This is a genomic window from Paenibacillus pseudetheri (assembly GCF_924513355.1).
Classification (GTDB): domain Bacteria; phylum Bacillota; class Bacilli; order Paenibacillales; family Paenibacillaceae; genus Paenibacillus_AQ; species Paenibacillus_AQ pseudetheri.
In genome coordinates, this window is sequence record NZ_CAKMAB010000023.1 from 25,267 (window position 1) to 39,645 (window position 14,379).

General features: G+C 45.2%; 11 protein-coding genes. 10 read left to right on the forward strand and 1 reads right to left on the reverse strand.

Annotated features, from left to right (window positions below):
- Positions 1-75: 75 nt before the first annotated feature.
- Positions 76-1,791 (reverse strand): glycosyl hydrolase family 18 protein, encoded by a 1,716-nt coding sequence (locus tag L1028_RS19320; RefSeq protein WP_234537850.1) that lies wholly within the window; start codon positions 1,789-1,791, stop codon positions 76-78.
- A 494-nt stretch (positions 1,792-2,285) separates the two neighbouring features.
- On the opposite strand from L1028_RS19320, the gene L1028_RS19325 reads away from it, so the two are divergent.
- The 10 genes from L1028_RS19325 (at position 2,286) to L1028_RS19370 (ending at position 14,304) form a co-directional block, all read left to right on the forward strand.
- Positions 2,286-2,822 (forward strand): NfeD family protein, encoded by a 537-nt coding sequence (locus tag L1028_RS19325; RefSeq protein WP_234537853.1) that lies wholly within the window; start codon positions 2,286-2,288, stop codon positions 2,820-2,822.
- Positions 2,822-3,757, forward strand: coding sequence for an SPFH domain-containing protein (locus tag L1028_RS19330; RefSeq protein WP_060621782.1), 936 nt, complete (start codon positions 2,822-2,824; stop codon positions 3,755-3,757). Before L1028_RS19325 ends, L1028_RS19330 begins: the two co-directional genes overlap by 1 nt.
- Positions 3,758-3,859: 102 nt before the next feature.
- Positions 3,860-4,312 (forward strand): cupin domain-containing protein, encoded by a 453-nt coding sequence (locus L1028_RS19335; RefSeq protein ID WP_234537856.1) that lies wholly within the window; start codon positions 3,860-3,862, stop codon positions 4,310-4,312.
- A gap of 225 nt (positions 4,313-4,537) precedes the next feature.
- On the forward strand, positions 4,538-5,488 hold the full coding sequence (locus L1028_RS19340; RefSeq protein ID WP_234537860.1) for a carbohydrate ABC transporter permease: 951 nt from the start codon (positions 4,538-4,540) through the stop codon (positions 5,486-5,488).
- Positions 5,489-6,304 (forward strand): carbohydrate ABC transporter permease, encoded by an 816-nt coding sequence (locus tag L1028_RS19345; RefSeq protein ID WP_234537863.1) that lies wholly within the window; start codon positions 5,489-5,491, stop codon positions 6,302-6,304.
- Between the two features lie 31 nt (positions 6,305-6,335).
- Entirely contained in the window at positions 6,336-8,696 is a 2,361-nt protein-coding gene (locus L1028_RS19350) for a glycoside hydrolase family 65 protein (RefSeq protein ID WP_234537867.1), read from the forward strand.
- Positions 8,689-9,372 carry a beta-phosphoglucomutase gene (pgmB, locus tag L1028_RS19355; protein WP_234537871.1) on the forward strand — a complete coding sequence of 228 codons (684 nt, stop codon included), beginning with the start codon at positions 8,689-8,691 and terminating at the stop codon, positions 9,370-9,372. Before L1028_RS19350 ends, pgmB begins: the two co-directional genes overlap by 8 nt.
- Before the next feature lie 148 nt (positions 9,373-9,520).
- Positions 9,521-11,317 carry a sensor histidine kinase gene (locus L1028_RS19360; protein WP_234537874.1) on the forward strand — a complete coding sequence of 599 codons (1,797 nt, stop codon included), beginning with the start codon at positions 9,521-9,523 and terminating at the stop codon, positions 11,315-11,317.
- Positions 11,314-12,918, forward strand: coding sequence for a response regulator (locus L1028_RS19365; RefSeq protein WP_234537877.1), 1,605 nt, complete (start codon positions 11,314-11,316; stop codon positions 12,916-12,918). The genes L1028_RS19360 and L1028_RS19365 overlap by 4 nt, the downstream gene beginning before the upstream one ends.
- 111 nt (positions 12,919-13,029) lie before the next feature.
- Positions 13,030-14,304 carry an extracellular solute-binding protein gene (locus L1028_RS19370; RefSeq protein ID WP_234537894.1) on the forward strand — a complete coding sequence of 425 codons (1,275 nt, stop codon included), beginning with the start codon at positions 13,030-13,032 and terminating at the stop codon, positions 14,302-14,304.
- Positions 14,305-14,379: the final 75 nt, after the last annotated feature.

Sequence of the window (14,379 nt, forward strand, 5' to 3'; positions counted from 1 at the left end):
AACATTCCTCCAAAAGGGATAATATGACTGCGGAAGTAAATAGAAACGGTGATCCTTTCGTGCAAATCGGGAGTCTTAATTCAGCTTCCAGAGTGCGGGTGTGGTCGCCGGTTCCCAGCCTTGAAGTGAAGTATGGGGCTGAAGGCAAGTATACGTTTTGGCGTTGTAGCTAACGATATCACCCGTTTTGTAAGCGGTTCCTGCAATCCAGCTAGAACTCCCAGGGGTCGGTGCTACTGTTGCCGTTGGAGCCGGAGTAGCCGTCGGCGTTGGAGTTACTGTAGGAGTCGGAGTTGCTGTTGGAGTTACTGTTGCCGTCGGCGATGGTGTTGGAGTTGCTGTTGGAGTTACTGTTGCCGTCGGCGATGGTGTTGGAGTTGCTGTTGCTGTTGCTGTTGCTGTTGGTGTCGGTGTCGGTGTCGGTGTCGGCTGTACCACTCCTCCGCCAAGGTCGGCGTTCAGCTTGTTGGTCAGTGTTTTGTTCCGGTCACCACTTGTCTCCCAGAACATGGCACCCGCCAGGCCCTTTGATTTGAGATAACTGATCTTATGGCCAAAGGATTCTACGTCGTCATAGCTGATATAAGTTTGGTTCGTTGGATTATAGAGATAAGGCACTTTAGAAATGTCATTCCAATAACGGGTATAGCCGTTTTTGTTAATATAATTAGCTTCGAGGTCGTAGAAATCGTAGCTGCCCTTCTCCCATGTACCTGTGGACGAACTACCGGCCGACAATTGGTATTGGCCATTTCCTGCGGCAGGAGCACCTCCCCAACCACGGCCATAGAATCCCATACCAAGCACTAACTTGTTCGCGGGTACGCCATTAGCTAAATAGCTGGTTACCGCTTTGTCGATGTTGAAATTTTGCGGTTCGGTCAGGCCTGATGCAGAAGCGGCTGGATCATAATACAAAGGAGCATTGTGACCTGTGGTCTTATTCCAGCTCCCGTTGAAGTCATAGGTCATAATATTGATCCAGTCAACAATGGAAGCAATGCCTGCAAGATTATTGTTATTGACGTACGTCGGTCCTGCACCGGAAGCAATGGTCAGCAGGTAGGTTTTACCGTCGGTCTGACCGGCAGCATTTAGCTTCTCACGGATTTTTTGCAGAAGAAGTACATAGTTCTCCTTGTCTTCGGGACGATAACTGTTGCCTGCGAGCCCACCGCTGACTGGGTACTCCCAGTCGAGATCGACTCCGTCCATTTTATATTTACGAATGAAGTCTACCGCAGAGTTGGCAAAAACCTCACGGGTTACGGCTGTAGCAGCCACATCCGAAAAACGGTTCGACCAGGTCCAGCCCCCAACAGAGATCAACGTTTTCAGGTTCGGATTCTTTTCTTTCAGCTTCCATAACTGCTTCAGGTTACCTTTGATGGGGTCATCCCATTTGTCATCCCCGAAGCTCTTTCCGGTGTCAATCCACGGGTCACCCAGAACAATTGTGCCGTTCGGAACGTTAATGGTCTGTGCTTGCTCATTTTGACAGCTCCATGTTACCGGATTAGGGCCGGTAGGGTCAGGGTTGCCGTGAATGCCATTCCAACAAATATCTGCGAAGGCATAGTTAATGACATTCATTTTGGTAGGATCGATATCTGATACATTGTAAGCCCGTCCGTAAGCGGCCCAAGAAGCGTAATAACCAACCAGTTTATAATCCTGTGCGGCGTTGGCCGTTTTGGCACTACTACCCAGGGCTGAAAAAAGTGTAAGAACAAGCGCGGCGATCATCGCGATCGCAAAGGTCTTACGTGAACTTTTTTTCGTGAATATCATTGATTTTATACCTCCAAGGTTCAATGTGTGGTTCGAAATTCTTTTCGGCAAGAAACCCCAACCTTCACCTCCCATAATTTGAAATTCACTTGTACCTTCACCCTTGCAAAGCTCTCATTCTACTGACACCCAGTTCATAGATTTAGCAGCAAAAAAATAGCGGTCTACATAAAGCTCGCACAATAAAGTAAGCGCTTTCTAAACTGCTGTTCTAAGGATTCTTTTTGATAAACCTGTAGATGTAACATTGTTGAAGGGGTGCAGGATGAGTAGAAGAGTTGGTTTGGAGTTGAATAATTAGGATTAATTTCTTATTTATGGATGAAGGCATTTCTTATTTTCAAGCATAGAGAGCGATTATGCTAGGGATAAAATTCAGTAATATAGGGGGAGATTTTTCTAATACATGGATACTTATTTAGGGGAACTTTGATAGAAAAGGTGACTGTCCTCTTTTTCAGGAAACTCATGTTGAACACATAACCTCAGATGCAATGAATATAAATGATATACATGCCTGCAATATTTTTGCGGAATTACGCAACAGCATCGCTGTTTCTGTTCGTTGTAGTAGTATCATACGGAAGGTGGTGGGTTCACCGATGGTTGTGTTTTGGTTGATCGCAGCCGGTGTCCTGTTTGTTGTAGAGATGATGACGCTTACTTTTTATCTGCTATGGCTTAGTATTGGTGCGTTGGCCGCAGGTTTGGTGTCGTTGATTGTTCCTGAAGCTATTTTGTTTCAAGTGGTCCTCGGATCACTGGTTGCACTTGGTCTAACTATATTCTCGAAACCACTGGTTTCTAAATTTCGCAGCTCACGTGGATTCAAGGATACAGGCACAGAAATCGTCGGCAGGCAAGGCATCGTCATTGAGCCGATTGAGCAAGGGCGCTACGGGCAAGTGAAGGTAGGTGGAGATACGTGGAGCGCTAGCTCTGACCAGTCTCTGGGCAAGGACGAAGTGGTAAGAGTAGTGAAGCGAGGCACGACAATTATTGAGGTAGAACGATGGGGGGATATGAACTAATGGAATGGGCAATTATTTCAATTATTCTAGTAGTTGTTGTAGTGTTTGTGGCATTAACTATCAAAATCGTACCGCAACAACGGGTAGGCGTAGTTGAACGTCTGGGTAAATTCAATCGTCTACTGACACCGGGTCTGAACATTCTGATACCTGTGATTGATCAGGTGCGTACTTACCATGATCTAAGGATTCAACAAGCGAATGTGCCTCCGCAAACGGTAATCACGAAGGATAACGTGCAGGTGCAGATCGACACGATTATTTTCTATCAGGTAGTGGGACCAGAGGAAGCCACGTATGGCATTTCTGATTATGTATATGGGGTAAGAAACATCTCAACGGCAACTATGCGGCAAATTATTGGTAAGCTTGAATTGGATGAAACACTGTCTGGGCGTGAAAAAATCTCAACTGATATACGTCTGGCGCTTGATGAGGCTACAGAAAAGTGGGGCGTAAGAATTGAGCGTGTGGAAGTCATCGATATCAAGCCGCCGCTCGATATTCAAGAAGCAATGGATAAGCAGATGAAAGCGGAGCGAAGCAAACGGGCGATTGTTTTGGAAGCTGAAGCTGCCAAGCAGGATATGATCCTGCGTGCTGAAGGGGATAAGCAGAGCAAGATTCTGAAAGCGGAAGGCGACAAGGAAGCACGTATCCGCCAAGCAGAGGGTTCACGGCAAGCACAGGAACTGGAAGCTCATGGTGAAGCAAAAGCGATTCAAGCAGTGGCTGAAGCAGAAAAATCACGCATTGAGCTGATTCGCTCAGCGGGTCTGGATGAGCAGGTGCTCGCTTATCGCTCCTTCGAGGCGCTGGCTGAAATCGCCAAAGGTCCTGCGAATAAAGTGTTCTTGCCAACAAGTGCTGTTGAAACGCTGGGAAGTCTTGGGGCGATTGCTGAAGTATTCAAAGCGAGCAAGGATAGTAAATAGATTTTACAATTCGCGCTTCTTCCGTTAAAGTAAAAAGCAAAAACACCCTTATGCATACGAAGCTATTGTTGCTCATGCAAACTTTGAAGGAGAGAAGCTATCATGACAAAAGAAATCTCACCGCTAGTTGAACTGCTCGGACTACAGCCCCACGTAGAGGGCGGTTGGTACAAAAGACTTTGGAATTCGGAATTTGAAATTTCGCAGGAAGTGCTTGGCGATAGCTATTCTGGATCTCGTCATTCGGCATCTTCAATTTATTTTCTGCTTCACGAAGGCGAACAATCTGATTGGCATACGGTATTGTCCGATGAAGTTTGGTTGTGGCATTCTGGTAGTCCGATAGTGCTTAGTCTCGGAGGTAATGGAGATAAGCCTGAGGATGTGCAGGAAGTTATTCTGGGTCTCGATATTGCTGCAGGCCAACAGCCGCAGGTCGTAGTTCCAGCAGGCGTATGGCAGGCGGCTCGTCCGTTAGGATCAGAACCGGTCCTGGTATCCTGTATCGTTTCTCCAGAATTCCATTTTGATGATTTCAAATTAATTGAGAAATAAAGCGTAACTCCTGACTAAACGTCAAAGAATCAAAAAAGTAGCGAGTCTCCGGTCATCGGAGGCTCGCTCTTTTTTTGCTTTCGGTCATTGGTATCATCAAATGCACAATGTAAAAATCCTCGGAGTCTTGTAAATATCCTCTATTCCCGTAGAATCGGGCAATTTATATGATGGAGTTACTAAAAACATACGAACAAGGGGTTCGTAAGCGGAAGGAGTAACACCATGACGCCAAATTTAGAAACTAAGCGCATATCGTCCAGACCCAAGCGCGGGTTCGGGTCAAGACTGACCGGATTGGGAAGTTCATCAACGTTCGTAGGCTACTTGTTCGTCACCCCCATCTTGATCTTGATGGGAATCTGGTTTTATTACCCACTGGTACAATCTTTAATCTACAGCTTCCAAGACATCAGCTTCCTAAATCCGGATGCAGCCAAATTTATCGGATTCGGAAACTATGTTGAGATTGTCCAGGATAAGGACTTCTGGACGGCTTTAAGTCATTCCTTATTGTTGACAGTAGTAGCGGTACCGTTACAAGCGATCATCGCCTTGGTGATTGCAGTAAACCTGAACAAGGTGATGCACCTTAAAGGTGTGTTCCGCACACTGTATTACATGCCTTATATCACCTCAACCATTGCGGTGACGACTGTATTTATGTATTTGTTCATGCAAAATGATGGGATTGCAACTCAATTGCTGACTTGGTTTGGTTTCCCGGACGTTTCTTGGTACGCCAATGTTAAGTATGCACTACCATTTTTGATGATTCTTACCGTTTGGACGTATGTGGGATTCTACATGGTAGTGTACTTGGGTGGATTGCAAACCATTCCCAACGATATTTATGAAGCGGGTCGTGTGGACGGAGCGAACGGATGGCAGCAGTTCTGGAAGCTTACAGTTCCTATGTTGAAACCTGTGACCTTCCTTGTCATAATGTCCGGGATTATTAATGTCATGCAACTGTTTGACCAGCCTTATGCCTTGGCCAGAAACGGTTCACTTGGAAGTCCGGCCGGCGCAACGAGTACGATCGTAACCTATTTCTACAGCCAGGCATTCAGCTTTAACCGTTCCGGTTACGGCAGTGCGGCTGCATTTATTATTTTCGCCCTTATTATTGCGCTATCCATGCTTCAAAAACGTTTTCTTAAGGAGGAGATATAGATGATGCATAGCCGGAGAACACAAACTTTACGCTATTTTCTGCTGTTTTCATTTTCCATTTTCTTCATCGTGCCGTTTGGTTATGCCATCTATACTTCTCTTTTGTCCAAAGCAGACATCGGCCATCTTGTGCTGCCAAGTCAGTGGACATTTGAAAACTACAAGGACATATTCCAAACCTCGGATATATTGATTTGGTATAAGAACTCGATCATCGTAACGTTCGGAATTTTGATTGGTAACTTGTTTGTCAATACGACGGCAGCTTATTCCTTGGCTCGTATTAATTATCGGGGTAGGGGCGTAGTGTTTTTCCTAGTGATCGGGATGATGATGGTACCTTATCAAGTAATGATTATTCCGATTTTCTCCATGATCGTTGATTTGAAATGGCTTAACAGCTATCAAGGTCTCATTATTCCATTTTTGTTCCAGGGTTTCCTTGTCTTTCTGATGCGTCAATTCTTCTTGACCGTGCCGAAGGAGCTTGAAGAGGCAGCGGAGGTTGACGGATTAAGCAAGATCGGTATTTTCTACCGGATTATGCTTCCGCTATCCAAAGGTGCGATCGGCACACAGATTATATTCAGTTTTACCGGTACATGGAACTCTTTCGTTTGGCCGGTAACCTTGGTGAATGACAGTCGTTGGTATGTAATGACTGTTGGTCTGAACACACTTAAGAATCGTTATTTTGAATGGCCAAACCTCACGATGACCGGTGTTGTACTCTTGACCCTGCCAATCATCATCGTCTTCTTGATGTTCCAGCGCCATATGGTGCAAGGAATTGCCACTACAGGACTGAAAGGTTAATACAGAATATGTTCAGACAGGGGGATGTAAAGTGATTGAATATAAAGGGTTGAATGCGCTCGATGACGGATGGGTGATTGCAGAAACAGAGTTTGATGCTAGATTTTTAGGGAAGTTTGAAACCATTTTTTGTCAGGGAAATGGATATCTTGGTCTAAGAGCCGCTACGGAGGAGTCGTATCCGGGTGAAAAGCGAAACTTGTTCGTTGCAGGAGCGTTTAACCGCTTTGCCAATCAGGAGGTTACAGAGCTTCCGAATGCCGCAGATATGGTGCAGCTCGAAATCCGTCTGAACGGTAAACCATTTCATTTAGAAAAAGGAAAAATTCATAGCTACCGCCGGGAGCTGGATTTAAGACAAGGAGAGCTTCGGCGTGACATCCTCTGGGAGGATGAGCACGGAGATCAGTTCAAAATGACCTTCCGTCGGTTCGTATCGTTGCAGGATCGCCATTTGATGGGGATGCGGGTGCAAATAACCCCGCTGTCAAAAGCCGCGGTAATTTCAATTTGTTCCGGTATCAACGGACAGATGACAAATTCCGGAGCACAGCATTTTATAGAAGGAGAGCGGAGGGTATTTGATAAAGAGCTGCTCCAGCTTACCGCAACGACAACAGAATCAAATATTGAATTTGTACATACCTGCGCCCATCAGATGTATGAGGGGGGCGTACGACTTACTACTGCGCCAGCTCCGAGCATGGATCGCAGAAGAGTTTCACTGACTTACAAGCTTAAAGCGGAAGTCGGCAAGTGCATTACGCTGGATAAGGTGGCTTCGGTGCATACGAGTCATGATAAGGAGTGGAGAGACCGGGGGGCCGCGCATCAAGCTTTGCAGGATACCGCCCGGGAATATCTCAGCAAGAAGGCAGAGAAAGGCTTTGATGTACTTGTTAATGAAAACGAGCAGGCCTGGAAAGGCATATGGGCCAAAGCCAACATTGAGATCAAGAGCAACGACGTCTTTGATCAGTTGGCCATCCGTTTTGCACAGTATCATCTGCTTCTGATGACACCTGCTCATGACAGTCGTTTCTCTGTAGGAGCCAAAGGACTGACAGGAGAGGGATACAAGGGACACGTATTCTGGGACACAGAAATCTTTATTTTGCCTTACTTTTTGTACATGGAGCCGCAGACAGCACGCAAGCTGGTGAAATATCGCTATCATACCTTGAACGGTGCCAGAAAAAATGCGCGCGACAAGGGTTATCGCGGCGCGATGTACCCTTGGGAATCCGCAGCAACTGGCGAGGAAGAGACGCCTGAATGGGGCCCTGTAGATGTTGTTACCGGAACGCCAACCTATATTTGGACAGGCAAAATCGAGCAGCATATTACAGCTGATGTGGCATATGGCGTGTGGCATTATTATCAGGCTACCGGTGATCAGGAATATATGGACCGGTGCGGATATGAGATTATATTCGAAACAGCCACTTTTTGGGCAAGCCGGCTGGAGTGGAGCGATAAGGAACAGAAGTATCATATCTGTGATGTGATTGGTCCGGACGAATATAAGGAACATGTCTCCAACAATGCATTCACCAATTATATGGCCTACTGGAATATGACAAAAGCGATCGAATGCACCCGCAAGCTTATGCAAGTGCAAAATGATATTTACTTGACTTTAGAAAGTCAGTTGGATCTATCCGGGCGATTGAAGGAATGGGAGGATAAATCCAAGCTGATCTATCTTCCGCAGCCGGATGTGCATTCGCTCATCATTCCGCAGGATGATACTTATTTGAAAAGGCAAGTTATTGATCTGGAGAGGTACCGTAATCAGGAGCAAGTGGCTTCTATTCTTGCCGACTATAGCATGACCCAGCTCAGTGAAATACAGGTATCGAAGCAGGCAGATATTCTCGTCCTGTTCTACTTACTGGAGGACTGGTTCTCTAAAGAGACTAAAGCGGCGAATTGGCATTATTACGAGCCTAAAACGCTGCATGACTCTTCGCTTAGTTTATCCACTCACAGTATGCTGGCTAGTGACGTCAATGAACTGGAGTTAGCTTACGATATGTTTGCCAAGGCTGCTCGTGTTGATTTGGGTACGAACATGCATAGCTCCGATGAAGGAATTCATTCAGCTTCGATTGGCGGCATTTGGAAGGCAGCGATCATGGGTTTTGGAGGCGTTCGTTCCTGGGAGGGTTCCCTTCGCCTGAACCCGAAACTTCCAGAGGCCTGGCAGCGCTTATCTTTTCCGCTTGCGTGGCAGGGTGAGCGTTTGCAGGTGACGGTTACCCGTGGCAAGCTGGAGGTGGAACGGCTAACCTCAGGATTGGCTGAGCTTACTTTGCTCATCCATGGCCAAGAATACGTGTTGAAGGATCGTATTGTTACAGACTTGAAGGAGGCGGAGCGGAGTGAATAAAGAACATCAGGAGATTCAAGCCGTAATTTTTGATCTGGACGGTGTTATTACGGATACGGCGAAATATCACTATGAAGCGTGGAAACAGCTGGCGGAGGAGCTGGGTATTCACTTTGACCTGGAGTTTAATGAGCAGCTCAAGGGCATCGACCGTATGGCTTCCCTAGAAAAAATACTCAGTGCACTGCCGGACGGCGGTGCAGCCTTCACTTTGGAACAAAAGCAAGAATGGGCTGAACGGAAGAACAACAACTATAAACGCTTGATTCAGACTGTGGATAAATCTGAAATATTGCCAGGCATCTTGGATTTGTTCCATGATCTCGAATATGCCGGAATACCGATCGGGTTGGCTTCGGCCAGTCGTAATGCCGGCACACTGCTACGGCAGTTGAAAGTAGAGTCATATATTCATGTGATTGCTGATCCGGAAAATGTAGCCCATGGGAAACCGGCTCCGGATATTTTTCTGAAGGCAGCGGAGGAGCTAGGCGTTGACCCCCATTATTGTGTTGGAATAGAGGATGCAGAGGCTGGAGTTCAGGCGATAAAAAGTGCGGGGATGTTTGCCGTAGGGGTTGGTGATGCTGAGATTCTGTCGAAAGCGGACTATATTGTACCAGAAACATCAAAGCTATCTCTGTCCGACATCAAGCAGCATATGGCTGGCCGTTGATCTTAATAAATATTAAATACTATGTAAGTTGAACGAATTCGCATGATCCGTTCAGCTTACATAGTTTGCTATTGAAGCAAAAGAGGATATGGCATAATATTAATTCGTCATAATACAACAAATTCTTACAAGAGAAGAGGATCTCTTCATGCGGAAATGGAGTAGATTTCGGGATCGCAACATACGAGAAAAGCTGTTTTTGACCTACACGCTGTTGATGATTGTTCCTCTCGTCGTGATTAGTATTTACTTTTACATTTACGCCATGTCCGTTTTTGAATCCCGCATTGTTAAATCGTTTCAGGAGACAAATCAGCAGATGGTATCCACTGCGGACTCGTTTGTTAGTAGTATGTTCAAATCCTCGGAGCAGCCTTTTTATGATGAAAGGCTTATGCAAATTTTGTCGAAGGATTATTCTGCTGTAACCTATGAGACTTTTGAAAAAAGTATGGATTTCCGTTACATAAGCGATAACGTTTTTAAAGGGTTGATGACATTTAATCCCGATATTGATTCCATTCTGATCTACCCTGTAAACAATTCATTAATCTATCGCAGGGGTTATGATACGACATTCAATTATAAATACAGTCCGGTGACTGAACCATGGTACCGAACCATTGTGAATAATGCGGAGAGACCCATTCTGGTCGGCATGCACCAGGAAAAACAGATGTATGCCAAGCCCCGCTCTGTGCTATCTGTAGGCCGTGTACTGGTGGATGTGGGTACCTATCAGAAGCTTGGCGTGCTGCTCGTTAATTTTCGGATGGATAAGCTTGAGAAGCTATTCAGCGGACTGGGTGACAAACAGGACGTAAACCAGTTCATCGTGGATGATAAAGGGATGGTTGTGTTCAGTTCGGATCCGGTCATGATAGGGATGAAATATAGTCAGGTCATGGCAAAAATGAAGCCGGACAATGAAAATTACTATGTTGTTCACGATGAGTCTAATGTGTCTGGATGGCAATTCTACAGCATCGTTCTTCGTGACAAGCTGCTCACCGAAATTAACCAGATACGCAATTTTTCCACACTGCTGCTCCTTTTGTTGATTGTGTTGGGTTTCGTAACGGCTTATCTAATATCTGGGAGCATCACCAATCCGATTCGAAGGCTCAATCGGCTAATGCGCAAAGTAGAGAAGGGGGATTTTGATGTTACGGCTCAGCAGGACAGTCTGGATGAAGTGGGACATTTGTCGCGTTCCTTTAACCGGATGACTGCCGAAATCAAAGAACTGATTGAGCAAACCAAAATTGAAGAGAAGAAGAAGCGGAGTGCGGAACTTAATGCGCTGCAAAATCAAATTAATCCGCATTTCATTTATAATACGCTCTCCGTGATTAAATGGATGGCGCAGGCTCAAATGGCGAACAACATTACGGAAACGGTAGATGACATGATCAAAGTTCTGTCCTTTTCCACACGTAATACTCAGGAGTTTGTTTCTATTGAGGAAGAGGCGGCCTTTATTCACAGCTACCTGGAATTGCTGCAGCTCAGGTATTTCAATGTGTTTGATTTTGAAATCGATGTTGCACCGAATGTTCTGGAATGCAAAACGTTAAAATTTATGGTGCAACCTTTTGTAGAGAATGCAGTGTTTCACGGCTTTGCAGAAGATTCCCGTCAATATAACTTGAGTATACGTGTGCAGAGAAAAGGCGGCGATATTCAGTTTACGATCTCGGATAACGGGATGGGAATCTCGGAAGAACAGCTAAGTAGGCTCTTGCAACAGGAAATGTCGGACGCGCAAACGATGAATTCCATTGGTGTGGGTAATGTCTCAAGAAGATTGAAGCTTCATTTTGGAGAAAAGTATGGGGTGACTATAAATAGCGTAAAAGGGGAAGGAACTACCGTTCTTATCCTGATTCCTACCATGGAGCATCCTCAGAACCACGCTGGAACAAGGAAAGAGGGATACGCATGAAAATCATGATTGTGGACGACGAGTCCTTTATCCGAATGAACTTTAAGACATTTGTGGATTGGAAACATCATGGCTATTACCTAGTAGGCGAAGCCGCAAACGGCAAAGAGGCGTTGGAGAAAATGGATGAGCTTCATCCGGATGTGGTTTTTTTAGATATCCGAATGCCTATGATGGATGGGCTTGAGGTTCTCCGTCAGCTCCGGCATACCAGTCATTCCTGTAAAGTTATTATTCTGAGCAGTCATAATGAGTTTGATTATGCCCAAGAGGCGCTTAGGCTAGGTGCATGCGATTATATTCATAAGCCGAATCTGACCCAGTCCGCTGTATTTGAAGCGTTGGAGCGTGTCCGGACACTGGTGAATCATCAGCCTGTGGGAGATCATCTTGTTTCCCTGCAGCAAAATATGGAGAAGAACCGGAATGAGTTGAAAACGCTTTTTTTTCGGGATTTAGCGGTCGGTGTTGTTCGTCATGAGTGGGAGATTGAGCAAAAGACAAGGCTGTACGATTTGAATCTGAAACAGCCTAATGTGCTCTGTATCGTCATTCTGATTGATCAGTATGACAAGGTGAAGGAACGTTACAATAAGGGAATGGAGCATTTACTAGGATTCTCGATCCTGAATATCTTGCAAGAGGTGCTGCACCGGTACAGCGAGCTAGAGCTGTTTCTGATGAGTCCTAAAGAACTAGTTATTATAAAAACGTATTCCGGCATTAGAAGTATGAATGAGATTCTAGAAGAACGCTGGGGACTCATCCGTAAAATTGAAAAGACATTGAAGCAGTTTCTAAACATACAAGTCAGTTTTCTTATCAGCGGGCTGCACACCCGTCTGCTCGATATTCCCAAAGCTTATCATGAAGCTCAGGAATCGGCAGAAATGCTGTTTTATGAGGATCGCAGCAACGTTGTTGTCTATGAACCAGGCAGCATAAAAGAAGTGAATGATAAGGCGTTGTTCACTTTGTTTGAGCAGCGCATCCGCAGGGAAATGGACGAAAAGAACATATCTTCTGCTATCTCCATCGTTCATGAGATGTTTGCAATGATCAAGGAGAAGAGGTCTTTGGGACGTCATGCTACCTTAGAAATGTGTGTGAATTTGCACTGCCAGATTCAGTCACTTATGAAGGAAGACAGCGGGGAGGAAGATTATACTGGGATGCAGGAAATCATGTCCGCTGAGCGTTTGGAACATCTTCATCTATTGCTGATCCGGGAACTGGAGAATCTGCAGGAGAGCTATACGGATGCTGCCACATCTACGAACTACAAGATCAAGCGGGTCATTGAATACATTCACCAGAACTACAATCACGATTTAACACTGAATGAGCTAGCCGGTTATGTCGGTCTGAATAACAGTTACCTAAGTCGTATTTTTAAGGAGCAGACCGGTTCCATGCTGATTCCATATATCAATAGCTATCGTGTGAAAAAGTCTCTAGAGCTACTTAAAGAAGGAAAACTGAAGACGTATGAGATCGCGGAGAGGGTAGGGTTTAACAGTATTGATAACTACTATATCAGCTTTAAGAAGATCTATGGGCTCCCTCCGAACGAATACCGAAAGACTAGCATGGGAAAGTAAAAAATCACAAAGATATGTAAAGATCCTCTGTTTGCTCTCGAATGCTGTATAGCTAAGATGAAGATAACACCACTTACGGTGAATCTTCTTAAATAAAAGGGGTAGTGACAAATGAGAAAGAAGTCAGTCCTGTTATTGTGCTCTCTGATGTTGATGCTGTCTACGGCAGCGTGTGGCACCAAATCCAATACCGGTAACTCTGGCAACGGAGCTTCAGACAACGCTGGAGCGGCAAAGACGGAGAAGCAAGAAACCGTCGAAGTCACGATGGCATACTGGGCCAATGCGTCCGAACAAAAGAACTTCGAATTTATGGTGGACGGCATTGATAAAGAATATCCGAACATTAAAGTTAAGATGCAAATGTATCCAACCAGTGATGAGTTTTGGAAAGCGGTTCCAACGGCGATTGCTGCCGGGGTAGGGCCTGATATCATTGCTATGTCGGATGAAGGAAACTATGAGTATATCAAAAAAGGCGTACTCTCTCCACTAGATGAGATGATCGACAAAGTGGGGTTTGATAAAGACCGCATTACTGGATCGCTGTACAAAGGCTGGACAGATGATAATAAACTTTATGGAATTCCTTACGATTCTTCTACTTCTATGATGGCGATCAATAAAGAGATGTTTGAAAAATCAGGAATTACTAAATATCCGGAAACGATGGATGAGGTCGTTGAGCTGGCCAAAGCCATGACTAAGGATGGTGTGAAAGGTATTATCGGCAGTATCGATCCATTTCACATCACTCAATATGTTCACGCTTTCGGCGGAGACTGGGGCTTCGGAAAAACGATCAATTCTAAAGAAAACGTAGCTGGCGTGCAGTTCTTCGTGGACCTTTTCCTCAAAAATAAGGTTGCTATTGCTCCGATCGAAGTAGGGGCTCCATGGGATGGCGAAGTATTCAGTCAAGAAAAAGGAGCGATGTCCACCGCTGGTCCATGGTATGTAGGTCATTTGAAAGAAGCTAACCCTGACATGGGATTGATAGCTCTGCCGATGCCTAAAGGTACAGTAGAAGCACAAAGCGCTTACTCTCACGGGTTGTCGATTCTGGAAGGCAGCAAGCATAAGGAAGAAGCTATGCAAGTGATCAAGTATGCGCTGCGTGAGGAAGCACAATTGAATGCGATTGAGGAGGTTGGGTATTCACCGGCAGTATCTTCTTTGCTTCCTAAATATTTGGAGAAGAATCCTGAATTGAAAGCGGTATTCGACAATATGGAAAAAGTGGGCATGCCTTTTGCTTATCCTGAACAAACCAAGGCGTTTCATGCCGATCTACTTAAAGGCGTAGAGGAAATCATCTTTAAGCAAGACGGTTTGACAGTTGAAAAGTTGCTAAATGATCTCCAGAGCAATTACGGAGAAAACTAGTTATCGAGCGGTTGGACTTTGCCATAACCAAAGTCCAGCCATTTTTTTCACAATTATGTAAGGAGGTCAAAGGGG

Coding starts and splice junctions, on each gene's coding strand:
- L1028_RS19360 (WP_234537874.1), top strand. CDS start 9,521: ATGCGGAAATGGAGTAGATTTCGGGATCGCAACATACGAGAAAAGCTG.
- L1028_RS19320 (WP_234537850.1), bottom strand. CDS start 1,791: ATGATATTCACGAAAAAAAGTTCACGTAAGACCTTTGCGATCGCGATG.
- L1028_RS19340 (WP_234537860.1), top strand. CDS start 4,538: ATGACGCCAAATTTAGAAACTAAGCGCATATCGTCCAGACCCAAGCGC.
- L1028_RS19345 (WP_234537863.1), top strand. CDS start 5,489: ATGATGCATAGCCGGAGAACACAAACTTTACGCTATTTTCTGCTGTTT.
- L1028_RS19325 (WP_234537853.1), top strand. CDS start 2,286: ATGAATATAAATGATATACATGCCTGCAATATTTTTGCGGAATTACGC.
- L1028_RS19330 (WP_060621782.1), top strand. CDS start 2,822: ATGGAATGGGCAATTATTTCAATTATTCTAGTAGTTGTTGTAGTGTTT.
- L1028_RS19335 (WP_234537856.1), top strand. CDS start 3,860: ATGACAAAAGAAATCTCACCGCTAGTTGAACTGCTCGGACTACAGCCC.
- L1028_RS19370 (WP_234537894.1), top strand. CDS start 13,030: ATGAGAAAGAAGTCAGTCCTGTTATTGTGCTCTCTGATGTTGATGCTG.
- L1028_RS19365 (WP_234537877.1), top strand. CDS start 11,314: ATGAAAATCATGATTGTGGACGACGAGTCCTTTATCCGAATGAACTTT.